The organism is Alteromonas sp. R7, from assembly GCF_055755235.1.
In genome coordinates, this window is sequence record NZ_JBVTQX010000003.1 from 39236 (window position 1) to 57291 (window position 18056).

General features: G+C 44.8%; 15 protein-coding genes. 5 read left to right on the forward strand and 10 right to left on the reverse strand.

The annotated features are described in order from the left end of the window. Positions 1–245 precede the first annotated feature (245 nt). Together adk and AC0J2X_RS05860 are read left to right on the forward strand one after the other, a co-directional pair. The gene (gene adk / locus AC0J2X_RS05855) at positions 246–890 is read left to right on the forward strand and encodes an adenylate kinase (protein WP_014950043.1); all 645 of its coding nucleotides are present in this window, start codon (positions 246–248) and stop codon (positions 888–890) included. Positions 891–1037: 147 nt separating this feature from the next. Beyond that, the gene (locus AC0J2X_RS05860; RefSeq protein WP_014976958.1) at positions 1038–1433 is read left to right on the forward strand and encodes an MAPEG family protein; all 396 of its coding nucleotides are present in this window, start codon (positions 1038–1040) and stop codon (positions 1431–1433) included. Positions 1434–1524: 91 nt separating this feature from the next. Here AC0J2X_RS05860 and AC0J2X_RS05865 read toward each other — a convergent pair whose 3' ends face one another. Next, entirely contained in the window at positions 1525–4119 is a 2595-nt protein-coding gene (locus AC0J2X_RS05865) for a TonB-dependent receptor (RefSeq protein ID WP_014950040.1), read from the reverse strand. 448 nt (positions 4120–4567) lie between these two features. Next, positions 4568–5221, reverse strand: a complete 654-nt coding sequence (lepB, locus tag AC0J2X_RS05870) for a signal peptidase I (protein ID WP_061486123.1) — start codon at positions 5219–5221, stop codon at positions 4568–4570. Positions 5222–5551: 330 nt separating this feature from the next. On the opposite strand from lepB, the gene AC0J2X_RS05875 reads away from it, so the two are divergent. From AC0J2X_RS05875 to AC0J2X_RS05885, 3 genes are all read left to right on the forward strand, one after another. Further along, positions 5552–8467, forward strand: coding sequence for a M16 family metallopeptidase (locus tag AC0J2X_RS05875; RefSeq protein WP_061486122.1), 2916 nt, complete (start codon positions 5552–5554; stop codon positions 8465–8467). A 256-nt stretch (positions 8468–8723) separates the two neighbouring features. After that, positions 8724–9569 carry a formate/nitrite transporter family protein gene (locus AC0J2X_RS05880; RefSeq protein WP_061486121.1) on the forward strand — a complete coding sequence of 282 codons (846 nt, stop codon included), beginning with the start codon at positions 8724–8726 and terminating at the stop codon, positions 9567–9569. Between the two features lie 91 nt (positions 9570–9660). Beyond that, positions 9661–10521 (forward strand): alpha/beta hydrolase, encoded by an 861-nt coding sequence (locus AC0J2X_RS05885; RefSeq protein WP_061486120.1) that lies wholly within the window; start codon positions 9661–9663, stop codon positions 10519–10521. Positions 10522–10739: 218 nt separating this feature from the next. Here AC0J2X_RS05885 and AC0J2X_RS05890 read toward each other — a convergent pair whose 3' ends face one another. The 8 genes from AC0J2X_RS05890 to hisD form a co-directional block, all read right to left on the reverse strand. Continuing rightward, positions 10740–11567, reverse strand: coding sequence for a lectin-like domain-containing protein (locus AC0J2X_RS05890; protein ID WP_061486119.1), 828 nt, complete (start codon positions 11565–11567; stop codon positions 10740–10742). Positions 11568–11828: 261 nt separating this feature from the next. Next, positions 11829–12446: a bifunctional phosphoribosyl-AMP cyclohydrolase/phosphoribosyl-ATP diphosphatase HisIE gene (hisIE, locus tag AC0J2X_RS05895; protein ID WP_061486118.1), complete on the reverse strand. Its 618-nt coding sequence runs from the start codon at positions 12444–12446 to the stop codon at positions 11829–11831. Beyond that, positions 12443–13255: an imidazole glycerol phosphate synthase subunit HisF gene (gene hisF, locus AC0J2X_RS05900; protein WP_014950033.1), complete on the reverse strand. Its 813-nt coding sequence runs from the start codon at positions 13253–13255 to the stop codon at positions 12443–12445. Before hisF ends, hisIE begins: the two co-directional genes overlap by 4 nt. Further along, positions 13237–13974, reverse strand: a complete 738-nt coding sequence (gene hisA, locus AC0J2X_RS05905) for a 1-(5-phosphoribosyl)-5-[(5-phosphoribosylamino)methylideneamino]imidazole-4-carboxamide isomerase (protein WP_039222817.1) — start codon at positions 13972–13974, stop codon at positions 13237–13239. The genes hisF and hisA overlap by 19 nt, the downstream gene beginning before the upstream one ends. Then, positions 13974–14603 carry an imidazole glycerol phosphate synthase subunit HisH gene (gene hisH, locus AC0J2X_RS05910; RefSeq protein ID WP_061486117.1) on the reverse strand — a complete coding sequence of 210 codons (630 nt, stop codon included), beginning with the start codon at positions 14601–14603 and terminating at the stop codon, positions 13974–13976. The genes hisA and hisH overlap by 1 nt, the downstream gene beginning before the upstream one ends. Continuing rightward, positions 14603–15673 carry a bifunctional histidinol-phosphatase/imidazoleglycerol-phosphate dehydratase HisB gene (gene hisB / locus AC0J2X_RS05915; protein WP_061486116.1) on the reverse strand — a complete coding sequence of 357 codons (1071 nt, stop codon included), beginning with the start codon at positions 15671–15673 and terminating at the stop codon, positions 14603–14605. Before hisB ends, hisH begins: the two co-directional genes overlap by 1 nt. Beyond that, positions 15670–16749 carry a histidinol-phosphate transaminase gene (gene hisC / locus AC0J2X_RS05920; RefSeq protein ID WP_061486115.1) on the reverse strand — a complete coding sequence of 360 codons (1080 nt, stop codon included), beginning with the start codon at positions 16747–16749 and terminating at the stop codon, positions 15670–15672. Before hisC ends, hisB begins: the two co-directional genes overlap by 4 nt. Next, positions 16749–18053: a histidinol dehydrogenase gene (gene hisD, locus AC0J2X_RS05925; protein ID WP_014950028.1), complete on the reverse strand. Its 1305-nt coding sequence runs from the start codon at positions 18051–18053 to the stop codon at positions 16749–16751. Before hisD ends, hisC begins: the two co-directional genes overlap by 1 nt. Positions 18054–18056 lie beyond the last annotated feature (3 nt).

The window sequence follows — 18056 nt, forward strand, 5'->3', positions numbered from 1 at the left end:
TGCTATATTTTGGCGGTCTAAAATTTCAAGTTAATCATATTAAGAGTTAGCTTATTCATCTTAAATAAGATGAGTTACTGAATGGGTGTAGGCGCAAATTTACAAAAGTGCCTATAAGCTGAACATATATTCGCCATTAGTCTTAAGATTAACTTTACGGTACTGCTTACACTTGTCACCCCAGTGTTGAATGTGTAAAGTGCCCGAAGTAAAAAGTTTAAAAATCATAAGCGGAGAACGCACTCATGCGAATCATTCTTCTCGGCGCTCCTGGCGCGGGTAAGGGCACACAAGCTCAGTTTTTAATGGGCAAATATGGCATTCCACAAATTTCAACGGGCGACATGCTTCGTGCTGCAATTAAAGCAGGTACAGAGCTAGGCCTTGAAGCAAAGCGTGTAATGGATGAAGGCAAACTAGTATCTGATGAGATTATCATTGGCCTAGTAAAAGAGCGTATTGCACAAGATGACTGTAAAGACGGTTTCTTGTTAGACGGTTTCCCTCGCACTATTCCTCAGGCTGACGCAATGAAAGAAGCAGGTGTCACTGTTGATCATTGCATCGAGTTTGACGTTCCTGATGATGTAATCGTAGAACGTATGGGTGGTCGTCGTGTACACCCTGCATCAGGTCGCGTTTACCACGTTGTTTACAACCCACCAAAGGTGGAAGGTAAAGACAATGAAACAGGCGATGACCTTATCGTTCGTGATGACGATAAAGAAGAAACAGTGCGCAAGCGTCTTGCGATTTACCATGAGCAAACAAAGCCGCTTGTGAACTACTACAGCGCTGAAGCGGAAGCTGGAAACTGTGAGTACCACAAGCTTGACGGTACGCGCCCAGTTGAAGAAGTGAGTGCTGAACTTGCTGAACGTTTAGGTTAATTGCCAACAACGTCAACAAAAGGTCGCTTAGGCGGCCTTTTTTGTTGCTTGTAACTTATTAGCGGATAACGTTTAATGACAACCATGAATGTTGAATTAAGCGCTGATTAATACAACGCGATATAATTAGAACATGTGGAGTAGACCATGGTTTTGCCAATCACGGCGTTTTACGCCAGCTTACTGGGTATTTGCTACCTGTATTTGTCGTTTTTAGTCATTGGCGCCAGACGTCGCCATCAAGTGGGAATTGGCGATGGTGGCCATGAAGATCTAAGTCGTTTGACTAGAGCGCACGGCAACTTTAGCGAGTACGTACCCATCACCCTTATTATGATAGCGTGTTTTGAAGCTAATACTGGCCAAGTGTGGGCTGTTCACGCATTGGGGAGCGCACTTTTATTTGGCCGTGTATTACATGCCTATGGCTTAGGTCGTCACTCAGGCGTTAGCTGGCAGCGCTTCGCGGGTATGATCTTGACTTTCCTTGCTATGCTGTGTGCAGCAATAGGTAATTTGGTGCTCATTCATTTCGGATTGTAAGCGTTGCAAAAAATTCTACGTATAGATAAAAAGCGCTCAAGGCATGCCATTGTGAAGCAATGCCGTTGAGCGCTTTTTCGTTTTAAAGGCTTTAGAAGCGGTAAGTTAGTTTAGAGTATACGAAGCGGCCACGCGGGTTGTGCACGCCGCCTACATAGCCGTATAAGTCGCCATCACCATCACCAATAGCAAACGGAGGCTCTTCGTCAAGCAGGTTGTTTGAACCAATTACAAGGCGAAGGTTATCGCTGTAGTTGTAACCAAACTGCAAGTCCACCAACATTTGAGAATCAACTGTTCTCGAGGTATTTTCTTCAAAGTCCAACACACCGTCGAAATCAATGTCAGGCGTGTCTTCAAACTCACCAACAAAGCTAATGTTCAAGTTGGCATCGAACGCACCTTTAGACCAGGTTGTGCCGAATAACCAACGGTGTTCTGGATAGCCATATTCGCCAGTGTACTCAAGACCGTCTTTTTCGAACTCGTTCATGTAAGACCAATCAAGGTTAAAGCGTACGTTACCGAACTCTTGCAACTCCATACGGTAGTTAGCGCTGAAATCAACACCAGACGCTTCTTGAGATGATACGTTTTGGTAGGTGTTGAAAATCTTTTGAATTACACCTAATGATTCGCCTGGCTGCGGATCTAAGCGAACACAGATTGTGCTGTCTTGGTTATTACATTCCGCGTCGTAAACTAAACCGAATTGCTGCTCATCAATTTTGTTATCCTGCGTAATACTCCATACATCAATGCTCAGGCCTAATTCTTGAATAGGTGCGTAGATAACACCTACGTTCCAAGATTCTGACTCTTCTGCATCCAAGTTAGGGTTACCCGCAAACTCGATATTGTAATCCAACGATTCACAATCTTGACCTGTTGCATCACAGCGATATTTGTCTACGAAGAAAACACTTTTCTGTGATGGGCCAAGGCCAACTTGTGCAAGAGACGGTGCTCTAAAGCCCTGAGCCCATGAACCGCGCACGGTTACTTCATCACTTGGCGCCCAACGTAATGCTATTTTAGGGTTAGTTGTACTACCAAAGTCACTGTAGTGGTCGTAGCGGCCAGCTAGTTGAAGCTCAAGCTGTTCAGCTAAAGGTATAGATAGCTCTAAGTATGCAGCATACTGGTCGCGTTCAGCAGAGGCAGAAACCGATTCTGTACCGAAGATTAATCCGCGCTGGAACTGAACATCAGGAACGTCAGATACTTGCTCTTCGCGATATTCAACACCTGCTGCCATCATGACAACATCGTCGCCGAAGCTGAATGCTTCACCGGTAATGTGAGCGTCAACGCTGGTCATTCGAGATTCACCACGGCGCACAAGGCTAGTAGTAATATCATCAATTACACTTTGTGGGTTAGTAACGCCACCAAACGGGTTGTAGTTACCAAGGTTAATTTGTTCCTGAAGCCAGTCAACGCGAACCCAACCTTGTGACTGATCACCACTTTGTTCTGAACGGCTGCGGCCTTTTTGTACAGATGCTTCCCAATCGTAATCATTGAACGTGCCACGAAGGCCAGCGACTAAACGAAGGGTGTCAGATTCGATATCCCAGCGACGGGCACCTGCGTCAACAGGGCGGTAGCGACCAATTTCAATGTCTTGTCCAAACGGGTTATCAGGATGAGTACCCGGAACGGTTAAACCAGCATCTTCATCTAGAGGTGTTGCTGCACCGCCTGCTTCAGACGTATTGTGCTGCATTGCAACTTCCATAAATGCTGTGGTTTCGTCGCCAATTTTATAGTCGAACTGACCAATAAAGCCTACGCGCTCAGAAGCCGGTATGGTTAAACCAAATGGGCCATAATCGAACAGACAGCTGCCAGACGCCGTTGCGCTATCTTCTGGACAATCAGGGTCGATAGTTTTAACACCATCCACATAGAAGTAACCTGGGTAACCTCGTGAAGAACGGAAGTCCATACCACCATAAGGTGATTGGTTAGCTGTTCCGAATCGACCCATTTCGTCAGCGCCAAGCGTGCTGTTGTTGAAATAGTCGATGATAACTGTAGCACTGCTTTTATCGCTTTGAGAGCCCCATAGAATACTGGCGGTGGTCTCATCATAGCTTGGGCCTGTTGTACCACCATAACCTGCATTAATCTCTAGACCTTCGTAGTCTTTCTTCAGTACTACGTTTACTACACCAGCAACAGCGTCTGAGCCGTAAATCGCAGAAGCGCCATCTTTTAATATATCGATTCGTTCGATGGCGGATACAGGAATAGAGTTAATATCAACAAATGAGTTAGTGATACTTTCAGCAAAGGCACTTATTGCCACGCGACGTCCGTTTATTAGAACAAGCGTTGCATCTGGTCCCATACCTCTGAGGGATACCGCTGCCGCGCCATTGGCTGTTGAATCTTGGCTGTTATTACGTGTCGAGAAGGTACCCGCACCTGTGGCCGGCATACGCTCGAGTAATTGTTGAAGGTTTTCATAGCCCATGCCTTCAATCATTGTTGCATCTATTGATTGAATAGGTGAAGGGCCTTCCATATCTGTACGTTTGATACGAGAACCGGTGACTGCAATTCGTTCAAGGTTGGCTGCTTCTTCGTCAGCTTGCTGTGCATACGCAGGAGATAGAGAGGTTAATCCTGAAAGTGCTAATCCCACTGCAATTGCACTTACTTTACGACCTTGTTTCATTGTTATTTCCTTATTTCCATTTTACTTGTTGTGTGTTTTTGCAACACGATGATGTTGCAAAATTATGAATAGCACTCCTAATACTTAAGTTGCAATAGGGGAAAACACGAAAGATGTGACACTTGGTTACAAAGTGTGTAAACCATGTATTACTTTTTTAAATGTGAAGCGGGATGAAGCGGCCGTGAAGTTAAACTAAAAACAGCGTAAAAATAGAGGGTTGCGGCTTAGTTAATTGGTGTTGAGGAAGTGGGAATTTGATAAGGAACAAGGCCGCTATTTGTAATTCATTAGTAAGAATTTACGTATATGCAATTGCTCCTACATTTTTCTTTATATACGTGAATATCACCGCTTTATCAGATCTGACCAGATTTTTTTTGCCGAAAAATTGAACGCAAGTAAAGGTCTAGCTTGGCCTTTTTGCAAGTAAGGGGATTGTTCAGCCCTACTGAAGTGATGTGAAAAGCCTGTCTTTTCGCGGTAAATACATATCGTCCGGATCTAGTGAAAATGCAACCGAGTTGGCTTTGCCCTGAATTTCTTCAATTGGAATGAAGCCATAATAACGAGAATCAACGCTATTGTTCCTATTATCCCCCATTGCCAGCACGTGATCTCTGGGCACAGTGATCAAATTAAAGTTTTTCGCAGGGCTAGGTAATGGGTTAAGCGCTATGGTTCGTGTTTGACCTAAAATCTGCTCGGAATAAAGATTGTGACCTTTGACGCTTAACGTTGCTTTTTCACCATTGATAAAAAGAACGTTGTTTTCTAATTTGACCTTATCACCTTCAATGGCAACCACACGTTTAATGAGTCTGGTATCAGCTGCATTACTGTCAATGATTACAATGTCACCGCGATTGATGTTACCAGTTTTCGCGACAACAACGTCTGTGAACGGCAGTTCTAGCGTGTAGGCTGATTTATCAACCACTACGCGGTCGCCTACTTGAATGGTGGGCTCCATAGAGCCTGTAGGGACATAATACCAATCAGCAACACTGCTTCGAAACGAGAAAAGCAAAACCATAAATAAAATGAAAGGCAGGTTGTTCTTAACGCTCTGTTTTAGATTTAACACGGCTTCGGTTCTCACTTTTCGTAGATTGCTCGTTAGATCAAAGTTTTATCACGACATGGCTTGTGTAATAGATGTAGATTGTAAATTACCTAATTTGTTCAAAATTGAGGTGTGGAAAATGTAACGAACTATGTCGGTAGCTAATTAAGGTTGCTCTAGCTACAGGGTATTGAGCGTTGAAAAAAAGCAATAAAACTCATATGAATCATATGTTTATATTGCACTCTGTAAAAGATGAACGCCGCCTTTTTAGGCATGCTAAAAATGTCTGAAAAAGGAATGTCATGGCACTGGTGGTGCACTTGTGGTACTTGTTACATTTTTGACTGGCAAAGAACATATATAATGCTTGAAACATTCAAACGAACAAGAATGTACACTGCAATTGCTGTAATAACACTAAGTGCAGTTTCGATAGGGTGTACGCATAACACCAATGATCCACAAAATGTACGAACTGCTTCCGATATAACCAGCGAAACAACCGCTAATGCAGATAATAGTACTGCTTCCCAAAATACGTCACAGTTCAACGTAGACTACGAGCGTTTTACTCTGGATAACGGGCTTACCGTTGTACTGCACGTTGACAGGTCTGATCCCGTTGCTGCAGTCGCCCTCACTGCGCATGTGGGTTCAGCCAGAGAAAAAGAAGGGCGAACAGGCTTTGCGCACTTGTTTGAACACTTACTTTTTCTCGAATCAGAGAACTTGGGAAAAGGCGGTCTTGATAAACTCAGTGCGAAAATTGGCGGCTCAGGTGCAAATGGCTCGACGAGTCGTGATAGTACCAATTACTTCCAAACTGTACCCATTGATGCTTTAGAAAAAATGATCTGGGCTGAAGCCGATAAGTTGGGATTTTTCATCAATACCGTAACAGACCCTGTGCTCGCCAAAGAAAAGCAGGTGGTGAAAAACGAAAAGCGCCAGAGTGTGGATAATCGTCCTTATGGTCACAATCAATATGTGATTGATAAAAACCTTTACCCTGAAGGGCATCCTTATAGTTGGCAAGTGATTGGGTCGTTAGATGATCTGCAAAACGCAACGCTTGCTGACGTGAAAGAGTTTTTCAAAAAATGGTATGTACCTAATAATGTGGTGCTTACCATCGCGGGTGATATTGACGTAAATCAAACTAAAGCGTGGGTTAAAAAGTATTTCGATGAAATTCCTGCGGGAGAGCAAATCAATAAATTACCGCCTCAACCTGCGAAGCTCAATGAGACTAAAAAACGATTCCATATAGATAATTTTGCACAAGCGCCACTTTTAACTATGGTGTGGCCAACCGTACCTGAATATCACGATGACTATTATCCACTTCAAGTACTTTCTCAGTATTTAAGCCAAGGCAAAAATGCTCCGCTGAACAAGGTGCTTGTTGACGAGAAGAAGCTCACCAGTGATGTTTATCTTTATGGCTATGATGCTGAGATCGCTGGACAGCTACAGCTGCAGGTTATGGCATTTAATGGCGTCAACTTAAACACTGTTGCAGATGGAGTTAACGAAGCGTTCGCCCGCTTTGAGAAAGACGGGATTTCTTCCAAGGATTTGGCGCGCATAAAAGCAGGTCAAGAAACAGAATTTTATCAAGGACTTTCAAGCGTCTTAGGTAAAGGTTTTCAATTGGCGCAATACGAAATCTTTGCGGGCGGGGCTGAATTTATCAGCCAAGATGTTCAGAAAATTCTGGGCGTTTCACAACAAGATGTAATGCGTGTTTATAGCACCTATATCAAGGATAAACCGTTTGTCGCCTCTAGCTTTGTACCTAAGGGACAGCAAGAGTTGGTGTTAAGCGGCTCTACTGAAGCTAATGTAGTGGAGGAGAAAATTGTCGCGGGGGCGGAAGAGAGCTTTGATGCGTCAGTTGCGGCTGAATACGAACGTACTCCGTCATCGTTTGATCGCACGAAAGAGCCTGCTTATGGTGAATCAATAGAAATTACACCACCTAAGGTTTGGCAAAATACACTGTCGTCTGTCATCAAAATAACGGGTATTGCTAATGACGAAGTGCCATTGGTCGCGTTTGAGTTAAAGCTAGATGGTGGCATGCTTCTAGACTCAGAAGGTAAAACAGGAACCGCCAATTTACTTGCCGCAACCTTGCTTAAAGGTACGGCGGAAAAAACACCCGAGCAGCTGGAACAGGAAATTGAGCTTTTAGGCGCTTCTCTGGAGGCCAGTGCTTCTGAAACTGACATTACTATTAGCGGAACGGTATTGTCTAAGCACTACAGTGACTTAATGCAGCTCGTCACTGAAGTGATACTTTCTCCTCGCTTTGATGAACAAGAGTTTGAATTAGCTAAAGACGATACAATCAACCAGATTGAACAAATAAAAGCGAACCCTAATGCCATTGCATCGGTTGAGTTTAAAACACTGCTTTACGGAGAGGCGCATCCGTTTGCTCAAACGGTTCTTGGAGATAAGCAAACTGTAGATGACACAACGCTCGAAGATGTTAAGAAGTATTACGAGAAATACTTCACACCGTCATTGGCAAAGTTCCATGTTGTGGGAGACATCAAACAACAGGACGTTGTAAAAAGCCTAGCGCCACTTAATGCGCGATGGTTACCAAAAGATGTTACTTTTGCGAAGGTACCAGAGCCCAAGCTGCCAGAAAGCGCCCAACTCTTTTTCTATGACGTTCCTGGGGCTAAACAGTCAGTGCTTTATTTCGGCCATTCCGCCCCGAATGTTACTCATGATGATGCTTATAAAGTCAGTGTGATGAATTATCGTTTAGGCGGGGGCGGTTTCGCCTCACAGCTTATGCAGGAACTACGTGAAAACAAAGGCTACACCTATGGCATTCGTTCATCGTTTTCTAGCGATCAATATACGGGTGAATTCACCATACGAAGCGCCGTAAGGTCGAACGTTACCTTAGAAGCAACGCAAGCTATCATGGATATATTAGCAGCGTTTGGCACAAACTATTCAGATGAAGATTTAGACGTTACGAAAGGGTTTACACTTAAATCTGGCGCTAGGGCGTTTGAAACGTTAGGCGCTAAATTGAATATGGTTAGCGAAATTAGCGACTTTGGCTTGCCCAATGATTACGTTTTACAGCAAGAAGCTGAGGTAAAAGCGTTAACCGTTGGTGAGATAAAGCGCCTTTACGGTAAATATGTACATCCTGATAGAATGATTTATTTGATAGTAGGGGACAAAGATACCCAGTTCGAACGTTTAGATGCGCTTGGATTAGGGAAACCAACCTTGCTGAACCCTTAATTCATATTTGACGTTTTGCGAGCATTATAAGGCTCGTCAATAAACCAAAGCCCGTGTGAAAAGCGTTCACGCGGGCTTTTTTATTAAACGAGAGCTATATCTGAAATAGGCAAAATTATTGTGACCAAAAACGTGCCTAATCAACGTAACCGAATAGGGTGGTCTGGTGATGCCTGTCAAAAAGCTGTGTCGTAGACCAAATACTATGTAATTGAGGCAAACGTCCTAGTTAAGCAAAGAGTTGCAGGAGACATGAGTGACAGAAAAAGTGAAGGAGTCTGGGCATAGGGGGCAAGACGTTGCCCTTAGTCATACTGAAGAAAAAGATGTACGAGATAATCAGAGCTTAAATTCTGTTTCTTTGTATGCCATTGTCCACAGGGAAGGGTTAGAAGAACTTCAGCGTCCTATGATGTCATTGTGGTGGTCTGGTGTGGCGGCAGGCATTGGCATCTCGATTTCAATTCTTGCTGAAGGAATTTTGCATCACCTCTTTGCAAATTCTCCCAATCAGTTTGTTATCGAAAACCTGGGCTATACGGTTGGTTTCGTGCTGGTGATTGTTGGTCGACTTCAATTGTTTACCGAAAATACGCTTTCGGTCATTCTACCCTTGTTGAGTAAACCTTCGTTCAATATGGGCTTTTGCATTGCGCGCCTGTGGTTCATCGTTTTCACCGCCAATATGTTCGGCACCTTTTTGGCTGCATTTTTCAGCTTTTCGCTGCAATCTGTTCCACCAGAGCTGGTTGAAGGGATGACCGCTATTTCTGAACATTATGCCAAGCTATCACCGTCAGACGCCTTCTCATACGGCATTACGTCAGGGTTTATCATTGCCGCTATTGTATGGATGAAGCCATCGGTTAAGCATTCTCAAATATTGATGATAGTTATTTTTACTTATTTAATTGCTATAGGAAATTTTACGCACGTGATAGCCGGCTCAACAGAACTTTTCTTGTTAGCACTGCAAAATAAAATAAGCGTTCTTGCAACACTCTCACTAATTGGTGCAACATTACTAGGAAATATTGTGGGCGGAACGGGGCTGTTCGCGCTGCTGGCTTATGGCCAAGTGGTAAGGGAAATCGAGAAATAGAGAAGTCAAAAAGTGCCCCTTGGTGTGCAAACAGTGGTTAATTGAAATTAGCTGCGTTATAACATGCCGTTTAAACCACTAAGGGGTTACGGTGCTTCGCTTTCTAACAACAATAATTCTTGTCGGAAGTGCATTTTCATGTGCTTTTGCTGAATCAATCATTAAACCTATCATTTCTGAAGCGTCTGTTTCGTTACCTAGAAGCAAAATGGTGACAATAGAAGATACGGAAACTGCACGTAAATATACGTTATTTGTACAGTTGCCAAAAAGCTATAACACATCTCCTTCCAAGGATTACCTCGTAATATACACAACAGATGCGCCTTACAGTTTTCCTATTATCGTAGGCTCTATGCGAATGCCAGTAAACGTAGGCCAAATGGAAGAAGCGGTCATAGTGGGGTTGTCTTATTCCCTAGAATCAAAAGGCGTAGAGAGTAGAGTAAGGGACTACACTCCTGCCATAGCCAATAGTTGGAAACTGGAAACCGGTCTTGCTGCTGAGTATCTGTCATTTATTAGACGAGATGTATTAACATTTATTGAGTCTACATATCGAGTAGACGTCAATCGACGGACTTTTATTGGGCATTCATTAGGCGGGCTATTTGGCGGCTACGTGCTCATGCAATCTCCTGAAACCTTTTCTAACTATGTGCTTGTTAGCCCTTCAGTGTGGTTTAATGACGATTACTTACTAACCTTAGAAATGGCTGAAACTCAATCGCCCAAGCGTGTTTACATTGGTGTGGGAAGCTTAGAAACGCCTGAGTTTGGCGAGGGTCAAGATATGGTTGCGGGGAGCAAAGCATTGGCAAGTAAAATCAACGCTAAGGCAGATCAAAACATAACACTACAATTGCATGTTATCGGCGGTGCGTCACATGCGAGCGTGTTTCCCACCGTTGCTATCCAAGGGATCGATTGGATATTGGGAACGCCGCGCTAGTCGCGTTTCTTTAACCGAGGGCTCACTTTTTGTTCGATTGTTAGACAGGCTAAGCAGTGTTAATTTCAATAAAGTGCAAAGCTCTGCGATACAAAAATGCCCTTCGTGTAGAAAACGAGAAGGGCATTTTTATATAAGAATGTAATTTAAATCAACGCCTTAATCAGTACGCTAGTTACCGAGTTGTTGAAAGTAGAAACATTACTGCACTTTGAGAGTTAAGACCTCAAAATTTGCTTTTTTCTTCGAAAAACTAAAAAAGCTAAAGCACTCATCATTAAGCTAAAGGTTGCTGGAGCGTTTACAGGAGTGTTTGTTGGTATTGAGGATGTATTTGTGAACGTGGCCGAAAGTATTTCATGAGTACTTGCATAGGAGCCTGTTCCGGATGTGAATCCCAAGAATGCATCGGTTGAACCTAAAATAGAGGCCACATCTAAAATTCGTGAAATGCTACCTCCTTTCGTTGAATCGGTTTCCATGGACCAAGAAACATCGAAAAGCTTGCTAATTCCGTCGAAAGTTATCAGAACATTCCAAACATCGCCTTCATTGAATCGGAATGGTTCATTGACGTTATTAGAGGTATTAACGTTGCCGTTAATACCTATGCCAACGTGGTTGCCGTTATTATTATCCCAACTGGTGTTATTAAAGGTATCAAACTCAACCGCAACTGAATTATTTATACCTTGATATCCTAAACCACCACCAGCACCGCCCACGTTTGCATTTTGTGTCTGTATTACAAAAGCAAGACCGTCTGCTCCTAAGCCGTCAGTATCACCGCCTAAACTGTTATTGTCTATTTTGAAAGAAAAGCTTGTCGCAAATGAAGAGTCGTTGATGAGAGAGATTGCATTTGTGGTAAAAACTGAACCGCCTTGCCACGCAATATTATTCGTTAGCTGCAGGTTGTTATTTACTACCAGCGTGTTGCCGTTTAGCGTAAGCCCCGTAGTGTCGGAGAAATCATTGTACTCAATGACTGTTGCAAAAGACGAGAAGCTTCCTAAAAGCAAAAAGCATGAAAGTACTTTTTTCATTACATATCCTTATGTGGTTAGTGAACATTGTTAATTAAACAATCACAGTGTAAGCATTATCCATGCCTTCAGGTAATCACATTGAAAGTATGAGATTTTTTCTGCGAATACGAACTCATTGTAAAAAAAGTGGACAATTTTAGAGCGATGTTTAGCTTTTTGAGGAGCGTTGGGAGATGTATTTAGGAGTTCAAAGGCCTCTAATACGTGAACGTTTAGAGGCCTTGATGTTAACTTTTGCGTAGATCGCTGTTGCTATTACTATTTATGACGCTCACGCAACACATCAAGTGCATCGTTTAGCGACATATCGCTAGCTTGAAGCAGTACCGTTAAGTGGTACAACAAGTCAGCGGCTTCGTTTTTAAGCTCTTCTTTGTCGTGCACAGTAGCCGCCAATGCGGTTTCTACACCTTCTTCGCCCACCTTCTGCGCTATGCGCTTAATGCCTTTGTTGTAAAGGCTAGCGGTATAGCTGCTTTTGGGGTCGGCATCTTTGCGGGCTGCCAACACTCGCTCTAAGTCTGCAAGAAATGTAAAGGCTGGTGTGTTGCCGTCGAACCAACAGCTTTCAACACCAGTGTGGCATGTCGGGCCGTTAGGGTTGACAAGTACCAACAGTGAATCTTGATCGCAGTCACAAGCAACGCTCACTAAATCTAGCGTGTTACCAGATGTTTCACCCTTGGTCCAAAGACGCTGTTTTGAACGGCTGAAGAATGTCACTTTGCCCGTTTCAAGGGTTTTCGCCAATGCGTCTTGGTCCATGTAGCCCTGCATTAATACCTTGCCAGACAGTGCGTCTTGCACAATGGCGGGTAGTAGGTTGTCCATTTTGTCCCAAGCCAGTTTATTGCTGTTTTCGTTAGTAATGATCACGGGTTTACTCCTTCTGCTTGCGCCGTTAATCCGTGACGCTTACGCATGGCAACGCCATTGCTGGTCAACTCTGCTTTCAACTCATCAATATTGATGATGCCCTTGTGAAATACTGATGCTGCAAGCGCGCCATCTACGTCAGCCTGTTGAAACACATCCGTAAAATGGGCAATTTCACCTGCACCACCCGACGCAATTAGCGGCACTTCACAGACATCGCGCACGGCTTTCAGCTGCTTCACATCGTAGCCTTTGCGCACGCCGTCTTGGTTCATGCAGTTCAGTACAATTTCACCAGCACCGCGCGACTGAACTTCTTTAATCCAATCGATGGTTTGCCACTGGCTTTTTTGCGTTCGCGCTTCATCACCAGTGAATTTGTACACTTCGTATTGGTCGGTTGCTTCGTTATAAAAGCTGTCGATACCAATCACTACGCACTGTTGTCCATAAACGTCGTGCAGCTGGTTAATAAGGTCTGGATTATTAAGGGCAGGGGAGTTAATCGAAATCTTATCTGCACCCATTTCCAAAATGCGCCCAGCGTCTTCAATACTCTTAATGCCGCCAGCAACACAAAAAGGGATATCAATAACCTGTGCAATACGGCTTACCCAGCTTTTGTCTACCACGCGGGCATCAGAACTTGCTGTGATATCGTAAAATACCAACTCGTCGGCCCCCGCTTTTGCGTATTGCTCGGCAAGAGGCACAATATCACCAATAATTTCATGATTTCTAAACTGAACGCCTTTAACGACTTTGCCGTCGCGTACATCCAAACAGGGAATTATGCGCTTTGCCAGCATGCAATAGCCTCCTTCACCGTAAACTTACCTTCAAGTAGTGCGCGCCCAAGAATAACGCCGCCAACGTTTGTGGGTTTTAGCGCTTCGATATCAGCGATGCTGCCAATACCGCCAGACGCTTGCCAGCTAACGTGTGGGAAACGGGCTGCCATTTCTTGATACAGCTCAGTGTTCGCACCTTGTAGCGTGCCGTCGCGGCTAATGTCGGTACACAGCACATGCTTTGCGCCTACTGTAGCGAAGTCTTCAAGCAAGCCTTCAAGGGCTACGCCAGAATTCTCTTGCCAACCGTGGGTAGCAATAAGCTTTTCACCGCTGTCGCTAATATTGATATCAAGGGCCAATACAATGTGCTCTGGGCCGTATTTTTCTACCCAAGACTTCACAAGCTCGGGCTGTTTTACCGCCAAAGAACCAATCACTACGCGGCTTACGCCCGTTTCTAGTAATTGCGCCACTTCTTCTTCACTACGGATACCGCCGCCTGCTTGAAACTGCATGCGCTTGGTGTCCACCATAGATTTAATTAGTGAAAGCTGACGTTTACTGGTGTCTTTAGCGCCTGTTAGGTCAACAATGTGCAGCCAGGTTGCACCTTGGTCGGCATAGTCGTGAACCACGTCTACTGGGTCCAGTTCGTATTGGGTTTTCTGCTCGTAGTCGCCTTGATAAAGGCGTACTACGCGTCCGTCAATAAGATCAATCGCTGGAATAATCATTATAGGTTCACAAAGTTAGTCAGTAATTGTGCTCCGGCCTCGCCAGAACGTTCTGGGTGAAATTGCACCCCGTAAAAGTTGTCTTTATTTATCGCTGCTGAAAACGTATTACCATAAGTGCAGCTTGCAAGCGTGTGCTCGTATTCAGGAACGGCAAAACTGTGCACAAAGTAAAAGTAGGTATCTTGTGGGATGCCCTTAAATAAACTTTCTTCTTTATGAGAGACTGTGTTCCAACCCATATGAGGTAAGCGCACGCCTTTTGATCCCATGCGAGCCACATGACCTGGCATTAGGTTCAAACAGTCGATGTTGCCTGTACCTTGAAAACCACCTTCAGCGCTGGTTTCAACCATAAGTTGCATGCCTAAACATACGCCTAGCACAGGTTGGGTAAGCGACTGCAGGGTTTCCACTAGCGCTTTTTGCTTAATGCTTGCCATCGCTGCTGCCGCTGTTCCTACGCCGGGTAAAAACACTTTATCAGCGTTTTTTATCACGTTTACATCGTCAGATACGTCCACTTCAACGCCTAAGCGCTCAAGGGCAAAGCGTACTGATGAAATGTTCGCGCAGCCGGTATTTACTATGACTATTTTTTGTCGCTGGCTGGGGTTTACCACTGACATTACAGGGCTCCTTTACTACTTGGTAGTGCATCACCTTGGCGCGTAATGGCTTGACGTAGCGCACGGCCAAATACTTTAAACAGGCTTTCTACTTGGTGGTGAGCATTACCTTCGCTGGTGGAAAGGTGTAACGATAGCCCCATGCTTTGTGCAAGCGAATAGAAGAAGTGCGGTACCATTTCGGTGGCCATTTCACCTACCTGGTCGCGGCTAAATTCAGCGTCAAACTTAAGGTGTGGACGGTTTGATATGTCCATAATACATTCCGCACGACATTCATCCATTGGCAACGCGAAACCAAAGCGACCAATACCGCGTTTGTCGCCTAGTGCCTTTTTAAGCGCTTCACCAAGGGCAAGCGCAGTGTCTTCTACACTGTGGTGATCGTCAATATGCAAGTCGCCATTGGTAGTAAGATTTAGCTCGAAGCCACCGTGGGTCGCAATTTGGTCAAGCATGTGGTCAAAAAAGCCCATGCCGGTTTGAATTGTCGACTTAGCCTGCGAATCAAGATCTACACGCACGCGAATGTCGGTTTCAGAGGTGGTACGTACCACCTCTGCAATACGTGAAGACGCTAACAAGCTTTTCTGAATATCGTTCCAGTTTAAGCTTTCACGGTTGTACTGAAAGCTGCGAATACCCATGTTTTCAGCAAGCTGTACATCGGTAATTCTGTCACCAATAACAAACGAACGAGTGAAGTCCACTTTGCCTTGCTGTAGGTATTCTTTTACTAAGCCAAGCTTTGGTTTGCGGCATGTGCAGTTATCAGCATCGAAGTGCGGGCAAATAAGCACGTCGTCAAACACTACACCCTGGCTTTCGAAAATGGCCATCATGGCATTGTGTGGCTTGTCGAAGTCTTCTTGCGGGAAACTGTCTGTACCCAAGCCGTCTTGGTTACTTACCATCACGAGTTTAAACCCAGCTGCCTTTAGTTTAAGTAGCACAGGAATAACGTTTGGCTCGAAAACAAGCTTCTCTAAACTATCTAATTGCTTATCTACTGGCGGCTCTTCTACGAGTGTACCGTCGCGGTCAATAAATAAAATGGCTTGCTGACTCATGCCGCGTCCTCATTATTTTTAAATTCGTTAATTAGCTGCATCAAACGCTGGTTTTGCTCTTCAGTGCCTATGCTTACGCGTAAACAGTTTTGTAAGTTAAGCTGTTTTGATTGATCGCGAATAAGCATGCCTTGGCTTACCAAGTACTGCATTAGGGCTTGCGCTTTTGCGTAGCGGAATAAGATAAAGTTTGCTCGTCTATCACCCACTAATTCAAAGCCTTCGATAGATTCCAGCGCTTCGGCTAGGGCCTCTTTTTCCCGGTTAATAGTAGCCACCTGAAGCTCAAGTAACGTTAGCGATTCAGCCGACAATGCTTGTGCAGCAATCTGCGCTACTGGCTCTGGAATGGGATAGGGCGCTATCACTTTAAGTAGTGCTTGGATGACGGGTGCCTGAGCAAGTGTAAAACCACAGCGAAGACCGGCAAGAGCAAACGCTTTAGACAGCGTACGAAGTACCACCAAGTTTGGATAGTTGTTTATTTCATTTGCCCACGTATTGTCGGCATCGAACTCAATATACGCTTCATCTACAACAACCAGTGCTTTATCGGCAAAGTGATTGAGCACGGTTTTAATGTCTTCACGAGCAACTGGCGTACCGGTTGGATTGTTGGGCGCACAGATGAAAATCACGTTAACGTCATCTTCAGCGCATACAGCATTCACGTTAAGGCTAAAGTCGTCGTTAAGCGGCACTTTCTTAATGCCCACATCACAGGTTTCAGCACTGATTGCATACATACCGTAGGTAGGCGGGCATATCAGAATGCTGTCTTTACCCGGCGTGCAGAAGGTGCGAATAAGCAGTTCAATGCCTTCATCTGCGCCGCGGGTAACAATAAGCTGCGATTTGTCTAGCCCGGCGTAGTTTGCGTAACCACTGACTACCGCTTCGGGCTGACATGACGGATAGCGGTTAAAGTTGCTGCTATCTACGCTGTATTCGTTGGCATAAGGTGACTCGTTGGCATTAAGCCAGTCTTGACCACCTGAAAACAAGCGACGAGCCGATTCATACGGCTTTAGCGGCACTAAATTTTCGTTAATTAGGTTATCGATAAGTGCCGACATTAGGCGTCTCCTTGCTTAAGTGCCTGCATGCGAAGTGCAACGGCCTGTTCGTGTGCATCCAAGCCCTCGGCAGCTGCAAGTGCCATAATCGCAGGGCCTAAATTACGCATGCCGTCTGCGCTTAGTTCTTGAATAGTGTAGCGACGCATAAAGTCTAATAATCCAAGGCTAGAGTAATTCTTAGCATAGCCATAGGTTGGCAGTACGTGGTTAGTGCCCGACGCGTAATCACCTGCAGATTCTGGTGACCACGGGCCTAGGAATATAGAGCCTGCGTATTTAATTTTTGGCAAATAATCACGGGCATTCTCTATTTGTACAATTAAGTGCTCAGCAGCGTAGGCGTTACTTGCTTCAATGGCTTGCTCAATGGAATCAGCCAAAATATAACGCGCATTTTCCATAGCAGGGCGGGCAATCTCAGCGCGAGATAGGGTTGCTAATTGACGTTCAACCGCGGCTTTTGCTTCTTCAATAAGTGTAGCGCTGTTAGACACCAAAATAGCCTGCGAGTCTGGACCGTGCTCGGCTTGGGAAAGCAGGTCGGCCGCTACAAACTCAGGATTTGCGAACTCATCAGCAAGTACCAACACTTCTGATGGGCCGGCCGGCATATCAATAGCTGCACCATCAGCACGTTGGCTTACTTGCTGTTTAGCTTCAGTCACAAAGCTGTTACCCGGGCCAAAAATCTTATCTACTTGAGGAACGCTGTCTGTTCCCAAGGCCATAGCGGCGATTGCTTGGGCACCACCACACAAGAAGATCTTGTCGATGCCGCATTTTCTGGCCGCATACGCAATTTCAGGCGCGATAAGCTGTTCTTTGTTTGGTGGAGTACAAAGTAGCTTATTTTCGCAGCCCGCCACCAATGCAGGTACGCCTAGCATCAATACGGTTGATGGAAGTGGAGCGCTGCCGCCTGGAATATAAAGACCCACTGCATCAAGGGCGGTGAAGCGCAGCTCGCATTTAACACCAGGCGTTGTGGTTAGCGCGATATCACTAGGCATTTGCGCTTCGTGAAACATTTTTATGTTGTTGAACGCAGTATCGATAGCACTTGCTACCTCTGGCGTTACCTTCGCAGCAAGAGCATCAATGTTTTCTTGTGAAAGTACAAGGCTAGTTAAGTCTGGGCAGTCAAATTTACGTGTGTAATCAAGTACTGCCTCATCGCCTTCTTTTTCAACGCGGGCGATAATGTCGCCCACGGTCTGCTTTAACTGTTGGCTATTGGCCATAGCCGGGCGGGCTAGCGCCTGTTTTTTCTCATTTACCGAAAGAGATGACCAAGTAATCATAAT